We start from the raw sequence: 14856 nt of genomic DNA on the forward strand, positions 1-14856 counted from the left end.
CAGTTAGAAATAAAAGGATTTTTATAATGCATAAATTGTGAAGGGTTTTATAATAGGGGAAAGAAAATGAAACCAATTTTTTATACGTGATAAAGGAAGCATCACTGAAAAGACAATTTAGATACGAGTTCTCAACCATTCGAACTTACGATAGTTCTAAAACTCTCTCTATCCAACTAACAGTATTAACTAATGGTATACTAACGAAATTCGTTAAATCATCATAATTCTCATTTTTGGGGGGTTGTTTGATTAGGTTCTAATACGGTAGAGGATATTAATATAGATAACAAGCACACTTCCGCTATTGGATTTACCAATATAACCTGAGTGCTAATTTCAATTTATATGAAACTCTAGAAAAAATAATTAATTAAAAAGGCTAACAAGGTTTTCGCCTTAATCGACTCCTCAAAAATCAGTTTAACATTAAGTGCAGTGTTTACTATAAATGAGATTGTCTATCTAAACACCGTAAATAAATGGATGTTGAAGTAACCACAAAAGTGGGGGGGAAATTATTGCTACCTAGTTTAAGAGACTAAGGGAACAAAAATAGTTTGCTTTTTTATTCCCTTTTTTTAGACTCCCATCTCATGGTGAAGATGAATTCCTTACTTCTTTCATACCCTTATAAACAAAATAGAAACTTTAATTACTGAACTCTATTCACATTAATTTGATACTTTAACAATTAGCTTTATTGTCTACAAAGTTTAAGAACGTTGATAAGATTAAATATGCAGAAGTTGCACCAGGATCCTGGGCACCTATAGAACGTTCACCTAAACGGCTTGAACGACCTTTTTTGGATACGATATCTTTCGTTGATTCCATACCTTTTTTCGCTTCTTCTACCGCCGTACTGAAGGACGGAAGGAAATCATTAGACTCAGCAAATTGTTTCTCTAGGCTAATAAAGAATGGCTCAAGTGTATCAATCATTGTTTTATCGCCAACTTCTGCTTGTCCACGCTCTTTAATTCCTTTTGCAAAAGCAATCCAGTATTCAGCTAAATCAATATCGTTCATTTCCGTTTTACCTTTAACAACTTTGGCACCTCTCATAAATCCTGTAGCATAAAGTGGACCTACAGATGAGCCAACAGCACTAAGAAATGTTTTACCAACTGTTAAGCTGATTTTTGCACAATCTTGTTCTTCCGCAAGTTCATTGTTTAATTTTTCATTTACTGCTTGCCAACCGATAGACATAGTAACACCATGATCCCCGTCACCTAGTTTACGGTCAAGCTCACAAAGATAGTCTTTTTCCTTTTCAATCATTTCTACAATTTCTTTAAAATAATCTTTTAATTGTTTAGCTGTTAAATTCATCGTTGTTTCCCCCTATTGTATTCTTACTTTTGAACGAACATTGGGCAATCTACTGGGTGGTCGATTGCTCTTTCTAACTCTTCGTCTAATTTCATTAATGTAACGGAACATCCTCCCATTTCAAGAGAAGTAATATAATCACCAACGTATGAACGGTAGATTTCGATACCTTTTTCACGTAAAATTTGTTCTACTCTTCTATATACAATATATAGTTCCATTCTTGGTGTAGATCCAAGGCCATTCACTAGAACCGCTACTTTATCTCCTGAGTTAATTTCAATATCAGCTAAAATATCATGCACAAGACGATCTGCTACTTTATCAGCTGATTCTATAGGACCTTTTTCAATTCCGGGCTCACCATGGTGACCTAATCCAATTTCCATTTCATCATCACCGATTTCAAAGCTTGGCTCACCTGTTTGCGGTAATGAACATGGAGATAAACCAACACCCATAGAACGTGTATTTTCATTTGCCTTTTTTGCTACTCTTACAACGTCATCTAGGTTGTAACCAAAGTCTGCTGCTGCCCCCGCCGCTTTATAGATAAAGAATTCTCCGGCGATACCGCGACGTTTTTCTTTTTCTTCTTTTGGTGCAGATGCTACGTCATCTGACGCCAATGCTGTACCAACCTGAATATCTTCTTCTAGGTCAGCCATCTCTGCAGCCATACCAAAGTTCATTACGTCTCCAGCATAGTTACCATATAAATAAACAACTCCCGCACCTTTATCGATAGCTTTCGTTACTTCCAGAATTGGATCTGGAGATGGAGAAGCAAAGATGTTACCTACTGCTACACCGTCAGCCATTCCATCGCCAACATAACCCATAAATCCTGGCTCGTGACCTGAACCACCACCGATAAGAACGCCCACTTTTCCTTCACGAGTTTCTCTTGCTGTTACTAGTGCTCTATCATTTTCTGGAAGTTGTTTTATATGATTAGGATGTGCTTTTACATACCCTTCTACCATTTCTTCTACTACGTTTTTAGGATCATTGATCATTTTTTTCATACATTTCACTCCTTAATAACTAGTAATTTTGATTAATTAATTAATTTTACTGTCTTTTCAATGTCTCAACCACGTAACGTGATATTGGGGTATAAAAATTAATAATTCCATCCGTATCTATACATGCCGCAATTACACCATTTTCTGTTTCACATTGAATTACGACCAATTCAACATTTTCGTAATTAAGGATTTATAATCTTTATATTCATGATCTGCTATTACAATTTTCACCCTATCTACCACCATTGTTTTTTTTTGGATTTGAGAGCCTGTGTTTACAAATAAATCATTTTAGTACAATCCCTACCTGTGGATTTAAAAGCAAAAGGCGTCCTTAAATGCTAAACTTACTAGACTTATAAGTTAGTTAGTCCTTAATGATAGGATATAAGTTCCTTTCTACATATTTACCAATCTCTATGATTACTTCACTCGTGTTTGTTTGTGCTTCTGGTGTTTCTTCTTCAACGATCATCCAACCATCATAACCATAATCTTTAAGTACTTGTACACATTGAGGAATATCAATATCCCCTTCCCCCATTTTCTTCCACTCATGTTTGATAGAAGCATCTTTAAAGTGTACATGTTTGATTAATGGTAATGCTTCTTTAATAATTTCTACTGGATTCATATCTCCGAATTGGATGTGGCCGACGTCGGGAGTGTAGCCCATATACTTAGGGTCTAGTCCATTAAATAGCACATCGTAGTCCTCTTTATATATCCAATAAGAAGTTTTATAAGATATAGGATGAAGCGCTGTTACAATTCCATTCTCGTATGCACGTTTTCCAAGTTCGTTGGCACCTTTTATTATTTCCTTTTGTCTTTGTAATAAATTGTCCCTATTCGGTCCAACTCTCGAAGGTACATTTAAGATTGCTCCAGGAAAGTGATTTAGATATTTAAAATAGTAATCTTGCAATTCTCTCTCATTTTGGGATGACTTCCCATCTATAAATGAATGTGGTAATGTCAAAGAAGCTAATTTAAGACCTCTTTTGTCAAGCTCCTCTTTAAAGCGTTTTGGTTCATTTTTATATCTCCCTAGTAAAGCGACTTGCATATCTAATCCAGTGAAACCACCTCTCTGAACATCATCCATTATTTTATCCATAATATCAGCTTCAACATCATAATCTAAAACCCATGTAGAACCATGACATCCAAATTCTATCGCCATAATTTTATCCCCCTAATTCTCATAATCTTTGATTACTTAATTATAATAATAGATACTGTTGTAAACGTTTGCAGTTACATTCGTCTTTATTTTATCATTTACTTTCAATTTGTCAATATTGTTGTTGGTATTTATGTTAAACAAATATAATTGATAATACTAAGTAACTACAAAAATAAATAGGTAAGTTATCCTTATTCCTTGTTAACACTTATATATACCATAGATGTAGTATAGATTTATGGACACAACTTGGTTAAGTCATTAATATTAAACTAACGAAAGGTTGTGTCCGAATCATGAGTCAAAAACGGTATAATCAAGAATTTAAACAAACAGTAGTTGAGCTTTATCGCTCAGGCACTCCAGTCAGTCAACTCTCTAGCGAATATGGTGTTTCAGAAGTAACGATTTATAAATGGATTAAGCAACTCTCTCCAATTGAATGTGAACAGGAATTAACTTTGGCTGATATAGAAGCCATTCAAAAGGAAAATCTTCGATTAAAACAGGAGATCGAAATCTTAAAAAAGGCTATGACCATATTCGCGAGAAAATAGATGAGCAAGAACTGATTGACTTGATTACAAAAGAAAGCGAACATCATCCAATCCAAATGATGTGTCGTGTTTTAAAGATGCCTAAAAGTACGTATTATCAATCGTACGTATTATCAATCGTTTCACAAGAAGCCGAATAGCTATCATGTCGCCAACGAACAACTGCTTGAACGAATTCGAGCAATCCATAAAGAAAGTAAGGGTCGTTATGGGGCCCCTAAAATCTTTGAAATACTTAAAAAAGAAGGCTATACAGGCAGTATCAATCGAGTTCAACGTTTGATGAAACAAGCAGGCATCCAATCATGTATTGTAAAAAAATTCCGCCCAACACCAACACAAAAGCCCGTAGAAGAACGAGAAAATGTATTAAATCAAGATTTCACTACAACAACAATCAACGAAAAATGGGTAGCTGATATTACATATGTCCATACGCTTCGTGATGGTTGGTGTTATCTAGCGTCCGTTCTTGATTTACATACAAAAAAAGTGGTCGGATATAAATTCTCTCGTACCATGACAACAGAAATTGTGCTGGAAGCACTTCAGAATGCGATTCAAGATCAAAAGCCCGATCCCGGTCTTATCGTGCATACAGATTTAGGAACACAATATACAAGTGAAGCCTTTCAAAAACTACTAAAAAAACATGAAATGGTTCCGTCATTTAGTCGAAAAGGATGTCCATATGACAACGCTTGTATTGAATCTTTTCATGCCATATTGAAAAAAGAAGAAGTGTATCTAACCAAATACGAAAGCTTTGAGACAGCGAGAATTGCGTTATTTCAATTCATCGAAGGTTGGTATAATCGCAAACGAATTCATGGAAGCATTGGTTATTTGACACCGGATGAATACGAAAAAATGTGCCGAATAGCAGCGTAAAACATGGGGTACAGAACACTTCCCCCTTCACATTTTTTTGGCACAACAGCCATGGGTTTATTTCTCCACGTCCCAAGTAGATTGTCAAAGGATCTTTTCACTTTGACAATCTACTTGGGACGTGGAACAATCCATGAATGGTTGTTGTGCAAAAAAACTTAATCTTTTTGTGTCCAAAAACTTGACGTAGATCCACCATTTAATGGCTACCTTTATAGATATTAATTCCTTAAAAGTTCATTTTTCATCTTTTAATACTTTCAAATAATATCATTTTATTTACCTTTTAATTGTAAATCACACCATTTTGTTTTAATATAAAATAAAAACATAAAGTAAACACTTACATGGAGGTAGTTAATATGAAAATAGGATTTATTGGATTAGGCATTATGGGAAAACCAATGGCAAAGCATTTAATTAATACAGGATTTGATACATATCTATTTGATTTGAATAAAGATGCGGTAAATGAATTAGTAGAATTAGGAGGAATTGCTTGTAACTCAAATAGAGAAATGGTAGAAATGTGCGATGTGATCATCACTATGCTTCCAACAGGAAAGCATGTTGAACAAGTGTTATTTGCGGATGACGGTATCGTTAAAAACGCAAAATCCAATACATTAATTGTGGATATGAGCTCTGTATCACTAGAAGAGTCAAAATCCTTTGCTAGTAGATTAAAAAAATTAGGAATACATTATATAGATGCACCAGTGAGTGGTGGAGAACCTATGGCTATAAAAGGAAGCCTAGCAATTATGGCAGGGGGAGAGGAAGAACAATTTAATCGAGTTTTACCACTCTTTGAAGCGATGGGGGATAAGATCGTCCACGTAGGGACAAATGGAGCTGGAACAGTTGCTAAACTAGCAAATCAAATTATTGTAAGCATCAATCTAACTGCTTTGTCAGAAGCGTGTGTTTTTGCTAGTAAATCAGGTATCGACTTAAATAAATTATATGAGGCAATAAGTGGTGGACTTGCTGGTAGTGCTGTAATGGAAGCGAAAATGCCATTAATTATTGATAGAAATTTTGAGCCTGGTGGACGTATTGAAATAAACTTCAAGGACTTAGCCAATGTTCAATCTTCAGCAAACGCAATTGGTTTACCACTACCTGTCACACAGTTAGTTAAAGAAATATTTAGCTCAGAAATTGCTAATGGATACGCTAAAAAGGACCATTCATTTATTATTGACTTTTTTGAAAGGATGGGGAACCATCGAATACCAAAAGGTGGGAAAGAGATAGTTTGACAATTGGTTATCTAAGAGAGGCTAATCATGTAGATTAGTATATATTTTACCATTAATTTAGCCCCTAGTGGCCAATGTATTGGTTGCTAGAGGCTATCTGTTTCATTAATTTACGTGAATCAAATGATTTAAGCTCATACTAACTGAGAAAATTTCACACAATATTTATATATTAAGATTATCGATGGGATAATTTATTTAAAACTGTTATAAAAAGGTTCCAAAGTTGATACCGTAAACTCCTCCAATAGATTATCCCTCTATATAAATAGAAAAGAACTCTATGCTCATAGCTACAGAGTTCTTTTAAAAGTTTCCGAAATCTATTAAAGGAAAAGACTGATTAAAAGACTCATTGCGAAACCTACTAAAGAAACTATAACTGACATCATTGTCCAGGATTTAAGTGTATCACCAACACTCATTCCAAAATAACGGTTTACCATCCAGAAACCGGAATCATTTACATGGGATGCAATAACCGCACCTGAAGCGATTGATATTACGATTAATCCTAACATTGGTTCACTTACAGAAAGTGTAGCCAAAATTGGTCCAACAATACTCGAAGTTGTAACCATTGCTACTGTTACGGATCCTATAGCAATTCTTAGTACAGCTGCTGTTATAAAAGCAAACACGATAACTGGTAAATTTGCAGTTTCCATAAGGTTCGCTAACATTTCGCCGATTCCTGAAGCAACTAACATTTCACCGAAGATCCCACCAGCACCTGTAATTAGAATTATAATACCTGCAGGCTCAAGCGCTTTCGTAGTAATGTTTTGAATATCATCTTTAGTATAACCACGTCTTGTTCCAAAGATATACATTGTCAATAATGTTGTAATTGCAAGTGCTATATACGGATGACCAATAAACACTAATGCGTTATACAATGTTGAACCTTCAACCGTTAAAAACGGTGCGAGTGTATTCAATAAGATTAGTAAAAGAGGTAATAAAATAATAGAAAGAACACTAATAAAACTAGGTAATTCTTTTGTCTCTTGTCCATTTTCTCTCTTTTCAATTTCTTGCTCAATCGCTGCCGCTTGTTCATCCATCATTTCTGGAACTGGGACATAAATCTTTTTGGCGATATAATTACCGAATAATGGTCCAGCAACAATCATACAAATTATACCAATGATTAAACCAAAGATAATAACCCACCCAATATCTGCCCCAATAAGTGAAGCTGCTGCCAACGGACCTGGTGTAGGTGGTATCATACCATGTGCCGCTAATAGTCCAGCACATAACGGGATACCATAAAGTAATAATGATTTCCCTGTTTTCTTCTGTAATGAATATAAAATTGGCATTAGAATAACCAGAGCCACATCAAGGAATATTGGAATGGAAATAACTAAACCAGCAATAGCAAGTGCCCATGGCGACCTTTTTTCACCAAATTTGTCAAGCATTGTTTTTGCTAGACTTTCGGCACCTCCTGATACTCTTAAAATCTCACCAAACATCGCACCTAATCCAATGACAATTGAAATAAAGGCAACCGTTTCCCCCATCCCTTTGTCAAAAGTTGCAAATAAATCCTCTGGTGTCATCCCGAATGCTAGTCCGACAAGTACACTAACTACAATAAGTGCAAGAAAAGCTTGGAATTTCTGCCTCATTACAAGAAATAGTAGTAATGAGATACCAATTACCGCTACGGCTATTAGCCAAGTTAAAGAATCCACAGAATTACCTCCATTTTAACATAAGGTACTCCCAATATTGGGAATATTCAAATAATTATACTGAAAAGAATTAAAGAAGAAAGAGAAGTTAGTAGGGAAAACGAATATAATGGTATACGAATAAAAGTCTATGAATCTATACATACAACGTGATTAAACTTATCTATCTTCTCTTCCCTTTAAGAAATCTTTCAATTTACATAAATAATGACAAACACTCTTTTTATAGAATTAAAATTCTACTAATTATTAGTTAACAGATACTTTTGATTTCTTTGCTTCCTTCAGATCCTTTTTAACCCAGTGAATTAGTTCTTCTTCGCGTTCTTTTTCCATTTTTTCTGTCATTTCAGGTGTCCAATCATAGAATCCTTTTCCAGTTTTCGGACCAATGTGGCCATTGTCAACTAATTCTTTCATTTGTGGGAAAATTACTTTTCTATCACTTAAATCTTCAAAAAGATAAGATGTAATGGAAGCATTCGTGTTTAAACCACCCATATCCATAGTCATAAAAGGTCCGGTTACCCCAAAACGTCTTCCCAAACTATATCGGATTGCTGCATCAATATCTTCCATAGAAGCAATTCCTTCTTGAAGAATATATTGAGCTTCTCTAAAAATAGCGTATTGTAATCTATTACCAACAGATCCTAATACATCTTTCTTAACAAGGATTGGTTTCTTATTCATTGATTTAAGTAACGCTAAAGCGCGTTCTGCAGTCTTATCAGAAGTATGATCCCCACGAACTACCTCAACTAATGGCATTAGGTGTGCCGGAAGCCAAAAGTGTGTAACAACTGTTCTAGATGGGTTTTTCGTCAACTTAGCAATTGCAGTAGCACTTAGACCTGATGTATTACTTGCAATAATCGTATTTTCAGGACACATATCATCCAACTTTTGGAAGTACTCCTGTTTTAATTCGAGAATTTCTGGAATTGCCTCAATAATAAAAGTTGCATTAGCGACGCAGTTTTCCAGTGATTCTGTAAAATAAATTCTATTTGTGATGGCTTGCTTTTCGTCATTATCAAAAACTTCATACCCCACTAATCCATCTAATTTAGATTCAAGACTCTGTTTTGCACGATTGATATCCTCTTCATTCATTCCCCAAACTTTTACTTCAAAACCCGCCCATGCAGCTGTTAAAGCAATGGAATGTCCCATAATTCCTGATCCAACGATTGATAAATTTTCTTGTACTACCATAATAACACCTCATTAATTAGTTTTTATATTTTATGGTGATGCTTAGCTTAGTTTTTAGCATATATAACTGGCTCTAAAGTATGAACCACATAATTTCTAATTTGATTTACTGTTTTAGTTGGGTTTTCAAATGTTTCTTCCGTTTCTTCTTCTGTCATAATCCAACCAGAATATCCATAGTCTACTAGAGTTTGTACAAGGGCTGGAAAGTCTATATCGCCAGTACCCATCTTTCTCCATTCTAACGTGCTTGAGCAATCTTTAATATGAACATGCTTTATAATATCTAGATTATCTCGAACAACTTCAACTGGATTCATACCCCCCATTCTAATGTGCCCAGCGTCAGGAGTATAACCTATGAATCTTCTATCTAAACCATCAAATAAAACATCATAGTCTTCTTTGGTTCTAAAATAAGAAGTTGCCGGTGATGCAGGATGAAAAGAAGCTGTAATTCCTTTCTCAAAAGCTCGCATTCCCACAGAATTTGCGCAATTAATAATTTGCTTCTGTCTTTTTAATAGGTCATCTCTATTTTTTCCATTTCTAGCCGGTAGATTCAAAATTGGATTTGGAAAATGAGATAAATAGTTTATATAGTAATCTGCACGTTCCTTTTCCTCTTTTGTTTCCTCATCATGTTCCCAAGAAAATGGAATAGTGAGCGCCGCTAATTCTATTCCTCTTTTATCCAGAGCATCTTTAAGTCGCTCAGGATCATTCTTATGCCTTCCTAATAAGGCTACTTGTACATCAATACCTTTAAATCCAACATTTGCAACAGTATCCATAATGTCGTCAAGATAGTCTTCTTCCTTATCGTAATCTAATTCCCAAGTGCAACCATGACACCCAAACTTTATCATCACTTAGCCCCCCCTAAATTGAAATCGCTTTCCTTACGCTATACACTTATATTATCACTTATTATCAATTTGTCAATAATACTGTCGTTTGCTTTCATATTTTTTTGCTGTTTTCGAGTAATAAGGGGATACAGGACTTCCAATCATTAAAATAAATATATACATTACAATTATTCATTAATCAACATAAATGACTAATGTGATAGGATATTCTATTTAAGATATTAACTTAAAATCTAAGCCCTTAACTTGTGATCACTTTTAATCACATTTATAATTATATTAAATATTATCATTTGCTTTTGAATTAACAATACAGAAGTTATTATTGATTTTTTAAATATCCAATGAATGTGCATTATTCTTATATTGCAATTAATAGTCTTTAGAATTAAGATTAAATTACAATTACTCGGGGATGGGATTAAGGATGAAGATGTTTGTAAGTGAAAGAAGAAGCATTATAATGGAAACCTTGAAAGAGAAAAAGCGGGTTACTGTAAAAGAGTTAGCTGAAAGGATTGGAGTTTCGGAAGCAACATTACGAACCGATTTAAACCAACTTGAACAAGATGGATTACTTACAAGAACACATGGCGGAGCAGTATTAAATGGTGAATTAGAAATAGAAACAAGGTTTTCTGTTCGAAAAATGAAAAATAAAAAAGAAAAGCAGAAAATCGCATTAAAAGCATTAGAATTGGTACAAGAAAAACAGTGCATAATACTAGATGCTAGTTCCACAGTATTAGAGTTAGCAAGTTATATAAAAAAACAATCTACTCAATTAACCGTGATAACTAGTGGAATTCAAACAGCATTAGAATTAATAGAAAACCCAGAAATAACTGTCATTCTTGTTGGCGGAGTCATAACAAAAGGATCAGGTGCTATAGAAGGAACTTTAGGATTAAATATCTTGGATTCTGTCAACATAGACACGATGTTTACTTCGTCCAATGGGTTCACTTTCGAATCAGGGCTAACGGACTTTAATTTATATGAAGTAACTTTAAAAAAAGAAATGATTAAAAGGGCAGAAAATGTAATCGCTTTAATCGATTCCACCAAAATTGGGAAGAATTCGAGCGCAGTATTTGCTGAAACAGAGCATGTTGATACTTTAATCAGCGATAAGGAAATTGATAAGGAATTACTAGGAAAACTAACAAATAGTGGAGTGAGGGTAGTAATTGCGGAATAATATTATATCAAAAAAGGACTGTCAAATCGATTTGTGAATATGATAGTCCTTTTCTTAAAGTATAAAAGTATAAAAGTTTAAGGGCACTGACTAGTGTTCTTATGACAACAAATGCTTGTCTAAACGTCGAAGAATTTGTTCGAAACTCTTTGTATTCCACGCTGATCGTCCGATAAACAATCCATTTACATCTTCAATATCGCTATATTCTATAAAATTATCTAGATTCACACTTCCACCATACAATAATGGGATAGTTGATCCAACTTCACCAAACATTTCTACTAATTGCTTACGTAAAAATTGATGGATTTCTGCAACATATAGGGAATCTGCTGGAATTCCCCCTTCCCCAATTGCCCAAACTGGTTCATAAGCTACCATCGTATTTTTTACTTGTTCATTCGTTAAATCTTTCAAACAAACTTTTAATTGTGCTGCTAAAGATTCTTTAGATATACCATTATTTTTTTGATTAATATTTTCCCCAATACATACAAGGGGCTTCATGCCATATTTTAGTCCTGCATGTACCTTTTTATTAATATCTTCATCATTCTCGTTATAGTATTGTCTACGTTCAGAGTGCCCTAATTCAATAATATCAATGCCAATTTCGTCTAACATTTTAGCAGATATTTCCCCAGTATAAGCACCTTGATCCTCCCAATGCATATTTTGTGCACCAATATGAATTCTTGATTTTCCGGTTATTTCTTTAATCGGAATTAGCGCAGTGTAAGAAGGAATGATGAAAATTTCAATATTAGTATTAACGTTTTCTGAAATCCTTGCAAGTTCTTCCGTATAAGATAGACCTTCTTTTAAAGTTTTTGTCATCTTCCAATTTGTCCCAACCCAGAATTTATTTTTCATCCTTGTGTCTCCTTTGCCTTTTATTTTTATTATTACATGTTAAAAATAAAAAAAGCAATTATTTTCATTTGCCTTTAAAATGAAAACAATTCTATCAAATGTATAGAGAAATTATATGCACTTATATTATTAGCTTGACTAATTTTGTATTTGTTTTTAACCTTTAATCATATCTCCTACTTTCTTCTGTTGGAGCATTAAATCAACTAAAGAATTAATTCTCATGGGGGCACTTTTACGATTTACATTACACCTGGACTATTCTCATTTACTTTTTGCCGTCCGTACCATTCATAATTACTTCATAAGCTTCCAGTACATATAGTACAGTAATTTTTATGTACTCGAACTATTTATCAACTTTGTTTTAGGTATAGTTAAAGTTCTTTAAATGTGTTAATATTCCATTAATAAACCTTTTTCTTAATTCAAACATAGTTTTATCATTATTTGATAGCACTATTAAAACACGAAGTTGTAAGGATTGATGCTGGAATTCTCAGACCGTAGATTACAAGGGAAATATCTTAATTGCTCTTACTTTTAAAAAGGGGGATTATTAGAGTTAATACATCCACCGTACCAGATGAGTGTAACGGATTTTACGAACCTAATTAAAAAAGCACTCAAATATATGAGACACTCTTCCTGTTTTATAACAAATCTATCAGAGTACAAATGGTTTAAATAATATGACTTTGGCAAAGTTCCGTAATCAGAGGGGGTAATATACATGAGACTAGATCATGTTGGAGTTATGACTCAAGATATTGAAAAGGCTATTAAATTCTATGAAGAAATTGTAGGTATGACATTTAAACAAAAGGTATATCAAAATGATGGGGAAAAAATACTCGCTTTTCTCGGTTTTAAAAATGAACCTGAAACAGATCTTGAATTAGTACAGGATAGTGGCGAATATCCGATTGAAGGAAAAGTGAATCACATCGCTATTGCTATTGAAAATATTCAAGAATTCTTTGAACATATTAAAGAAAAAAATGTTAACTTTATTGAGGAAAAAATAATTACCCTTCCAAATGGGTATCAATATTTTTTCATTAGTGGTCCAGAAAATGAGAAGATAGAGTTTTTTCAAAGATAATATTATTAAGGGACACAATAAAAACATTTTCCATCAGTTACCCCACTGCTAATTACGAACAGCACTTGTATAGTCTACTTAGTGCTGTTCTTTTCTTTTGGCCACATCATTTATTTTATTTTTGTTTTCACTAGCGTTGCATAAAGTTTTCGGTAAAAAGTCAAGCGAAACATTTTATGTCAATATTATTAATAATAGGAACTTTCACTACAAAAATCCATAAAAAAACCTTATAATTAGGGTATGATAGTCCTGTCCAAATCCCTAACTATAAGGAGATAACCATGGACAATCATACCATAAAAACTGTATTCAAGGAATACATTCATCCATTAGATTCAAAAATAATACAAAAAATGATTGATCACGCCAAGATTGACAAATATGTCAAAAAGTTTGATGTGCTTACGTTTATGAACACGTTTATTTATGCGCAATTGAAGCAACTAGATAACCTTCAGCGGATAAGTGACACGATAAAACGCAAGAAAACCGTCCAAAGATTGGTTGGCATAGAAAGCATTAGTAAATCACAGCTATCTCGAAAAAATGGGGATATACCATCCGAGATTTTCCAGGTTATCCTGCATCATCTAATTCAAAAACTGCACCGCATACTTGGACCAAAAACGGCAGGCAAAGCACTTGGAAAGCTTCATCTGATTGATTCATCAACGATTTCGATGTGCCTTAGTCAATATGAATGGGCAGATTTTCGAGATACAAAATCGGGTGTGAAAATGCATACTTCCATTACTTTTTGCGAGGGCATTTCTTACCCAAATGAAGTCATTCTCACACCTGCAAGACCTGCAGATGAAACACAGCTAGATTCATTAATCGTATTAGATAAAAACGTTCTTCATGTATTTGACCGAGGCTATTTCAATTTTAAAAAGTTTGATACCTACTGTGCAGAAGGTATTCGATTTGTCACACGAATTAAAACGAACACGGTCGTACATGTCATCGAGGAATTACCGATTGATTCCTCTTCACCGATCACCCGTCATGCGGTAGTAAAGATCGGAAAGATGAAGAACCCGCTGCAACTCGTTGAAACTGTAGACAGTAAAGGAAATCAGATTCGAATTGTGTGTAATGATGCTAAAGTCAGTGCACAGGAAATGAGTGATCTCTACCGCAACCGCTGGCAGATAGAATTATTTTTCAAATGGGTCAAGCAGCATATGGTTATTAAAAAACTATATGGAAAAAGCGAAAATGCGGTATATAATCAAATCTATTTGGCAATGATTTCTTTCTGTTTAACCCTTTTAATGAAAAACAAAATTGGCTATAAAGGGACCTTGCTGGAAATGTTACGTTGGATACGGGATTTCTGTTCTCACTCCATCACAACCCTTATTTCTAAAGTATTCAAGGAACCAGAGCGATCATCCCGTGGTCGACGAAGGCTTGATCACGAAAAGGTCTTTCAAGTAACTGTTGCACAATACGAATTAGGAGATGTTTTGCTCTTAGACGATTTAACCTATGACCCAATCATCTAAAATGTTATATAAAATTCAGAAAATGGATAAAGGACTACCTTTAGAGCCCTGTTAACCTTTTTTCATAAATTAAATATAATTTATATCTGAAAA

At 34.1% G+C, this 14856-nt stretch carries 13 protein-coding genes; 6 read left to right on the plus strand and 7 right to left on the minus strand.

The features are described from left to right. Window positions 1-687: 687 nt before the first annotated feature. The 3 genes from dhaL to MHI02_RS17800 all read right to left on the minus strand — a co-directional run bounded on the left by dhaL (window position 688) and on the right by MHI02_RS17800 (window position 3555). Window positions 688-1338: a dihydroxyacetone kinase subunit DhaL gene (dhaL, locus tag MHI02_RS17790; protein ID WP_341166189.1), complete on the minus strand. Its 651-nt coding sequence runs from the start codon at window positions 1336-1338 to the stop codon at window positions 688-690. 23 nt (window positions 1339-1361) lie between these two features. Next, on the minus strand, window positions 1362-2366 hold the full coding sequence (locus tag MHI02_RS17795) for a dihydroxyacetone kinase subunit DhaK (protein ID WP_341166190.1): 1005 nt from the start codon (window positions 2364-2366) through the stop codon (window positions 1362-1364). A 370-nt stretch (window positions 2367-2736) separates the two neighbouring features. Further along, a complete protein-coding gene (locus tag MHI02_RS17800; RefSeq protein ID WP_341166191.1) occupies window positions 2737-3555 on the minus strand; it encodes a sugar phosphate isomerase/epimerase family protein in 819 nt (272 codons plus the stop codon). 299 nt (window positions 3556-3854) lie between these two features. Between MHI02_RS17800 and MHI02_RS17805 the strand changes: the two genes are divergently transcribed. The 3 genes from MHI02_RS17805 to MHI02_RS17815 all read left to right on the plus strand — a co-directional run bounded on the left by MHI02_RS17805 (window position 3855) and on the right by MHI02_RS17815 (window position 6271). Beyond that, window positions 3855-4115, plus strand: a complete 261-nt coding sequence (locus MHI02_RS17805; RefSeq protein WP_047184434.1) for a transposase — start codon at window positions 3855-3857, stop codon at window positions 4113-4115. A 96-nt stretch (window positions 4116-4211) separates the two neighbouring features. Beyond that, window positions 4212-5006 (plus strand): IS3 family transposase, encoded by a 795-nt coding sequence (locus MHI02_RS17810; RefSeq protein ID WP_341166214.1) that lies wholly within the window; start codon window positions 4212-4214, stop codon window positions 5004-5006. Window positions 5007-5353: 347 nt separating this feature from the next. Continuing rightward, window positions 5354-6271 (plus strand): 2-hydroxy-3-oxopropionate reductase, encoded by a 918-nt coding sequence (locus MHI02_RS17815; protein WP_341166192.1) that lies wholly within the window; start codon window positions 5354-5356, stop codon window positions 6269-6271. Window positions 6272-6597: 326 nt separating this feature from the next. Here MHI02_RS17815 and MHI02_RS17820 read toward each other — a convergent pair whose 3' ends face one another. The 3 genes from MHI02_RS17820 to MHI02_RS17830 form a co-directional block, all read right to left on the minus strand. Further along, window positions 6598-7977, minus strand: coding sequence for a GntP family permease (locus tag MHI02_RS17820; RefSeq protein ID WP_341166193.1), 1380 nt, complete (start codon window positions 7975-7977; stop codon window positions 6598-6600). Between the two features lie 249 nt (window positions 7978-8226). Further along, complete coding sequence (locus MHI02_RS17825) at window positions 8227-9195, minus strand: 3-hydroxyacyl-CoA dehydrogenase family protein (protein WP_341166194.1); 969 nt, start codon at window positions 9193-9195, stop codon at window positions 8227-8229. Between the two features lie 47 nt (window positions 9196-9242). Further along, window positions 9243-10064 carry a sugar phosphate isomerase/epimerase family protein gene (locus MHI02_RS17830; protein WP_341166195.1) on the minus strand — a complete coding sequence of 274 codons (822 nt, stop codon included), beginning with the start codon at window positions 10062-10064 and terminating at the stop codon, window positions 9243-9245. 430 nt (window positions 10065-10494) lie between these two features. Between MHI02_RS17830 and MHI02_RS17835 the strand changes: the two genes are divergently transcribed. Further along, on the plus strand, window positions 10495-11268 hold the full coding sequence (locus MHI02_RS17835) for a DeoR/GlpR family DNA-binding transcription regulator (protein ID WP_341166196.1): 774 nt from the start codon (window positions 10495-10497) through the stop codon (window positions 11266-11268). Between the two features lie 99 nt (window positions 11269-11367). On the opposite strand, the gene MHI02_RS17840 is transcribed toward MHI02_RS17835, so the two are convergent. Beyond that, the gene (locus MHI02_RS17840) at window positions 11368-12144 is read right to left on the minus strand and encodes a triose-phosphate isomerase (RefSeq protein ID WP_341166197.1); all 777 of its coding nucleotides are present in this window, start codon (window positions 12142-12144) and stop codon (window positions 11368-11370) included. A gap of 733 nt (window positions 12145-12877) precedes the next feature. Between MHI02_RS17840 and MHI02_RS17845 the strand changes: the two genes are divergently transcribed. Then, window positions 12878-13249 carry a VOC family protein gene (locus MHI02_RS17845; RefSeq protein WP_341166198.1) on the plus strand — a complete coding sequence of 124 codons (372 nt, stop codon included), beginning with the start codon at window positions 12878-12880 and terminating at the stop codon, window positions 13247-13249. Between the two features lie 284 nt (window positions 13250-13533). Further along, the gene (locus MHI02_RS17850; protein ID WP_341165787.1) at window positions 13534-14763 is read left to right on the plus strand and encodes an IS4 family transposase; all 1230 of its coding nucleotides are present in this window, start codon (window positions 13534-13536) and stop codon (window positions 14761-14763) included. Window positions 14764-14856 lie beyond the last annotated feature (93 nt).

Source organism: Oceanobacillus sp. FSL K6-0118, assembly GCF_038006665.1.
Classification (GTDB): domain Bacteria; phylum Bacillota; class Bacilli; order Bacillales; family Amphibacillaceae; genus Oceanobacillus; species Oceanobacillus caeni.

Bases quoted from the DNA above. Each gene is read 5' to 3' on its own strand.
- MHI02_RS17840 (WP_341166197.1), bottom strand. From the start codon at position 12,144: ATGAAAAATAAATTCTGGGTTGGGACAAATTGGAAGATGACAAAAACT.
- MHI02_RS17850 (WP_341165787.1), top strand. From the start codon at position 13,534: ATGGACAATCATACCATAAAAACTGTATTCAAGGAATACATTCATCCA.
- dhaL (WP_341166189.1), bottom strand. From the start codon at position 1,338: ATGAATTTAACAGCTAAACAATTAAAAGATTATTTTAAAGAAATTGTA.
- MHI02_RS17845 (WP_341166198.1), top strand. From the start codon at position 12,878: ATGAGACTAGATCATGTTGGAGTTATGACTCAAGATATTGAAAAGGCT.
- MHI02_RS17815 (WP_341166192.1), top strand. From the start codon at position 5,354: ATGGAGGTAGTTAATATGAAAATAGGATTTATTGGATTAGGCATTATG.
- MHI02_RS17830 (WP_341166195.1), bottom strand. From the start codon at position 10,064: ATGATAAAGTTTGGGTGTCATGGTTGCACTTGGGAATTAGATTACGAT.
- MHI02_RS17800 (WP_341166191.1), bottom strand. From the start codon at position 3,555: ATGGCGATAGAATTTGGATGTCATGGTTCTACATGGGTTTTAGATTAT.
- MHI02_RS17795 (WP_341166190.1), bottom strand. From the start codon at position 2,366: ATGAAAAAAATGATCAATGATCCTAAAAACGTAGTAGAAGAAATGGTA.
- MHI02_RS17835 (WP_341166196.1), top strand. From the start codon at position 10,495: ATGAAGATGTTTGTAAGTGAAAGAAGAAGCATTATAATGGAAACCTTG.
- MHI02_RS17825 (WP_341166194.1), bottom strand. From the start codon at position 9,195: ATGGTAGTACAAGAAAATTTATCAATCGTTGGATCAGGAATTATGGGA.
- MHI02_RS17805 (WP_047184434.1), top strand. From the start codon at position 3,855: ATGAGTCAAAAACGGTATAATCAAGAATTTAAACAAACAGTAGTTGAG.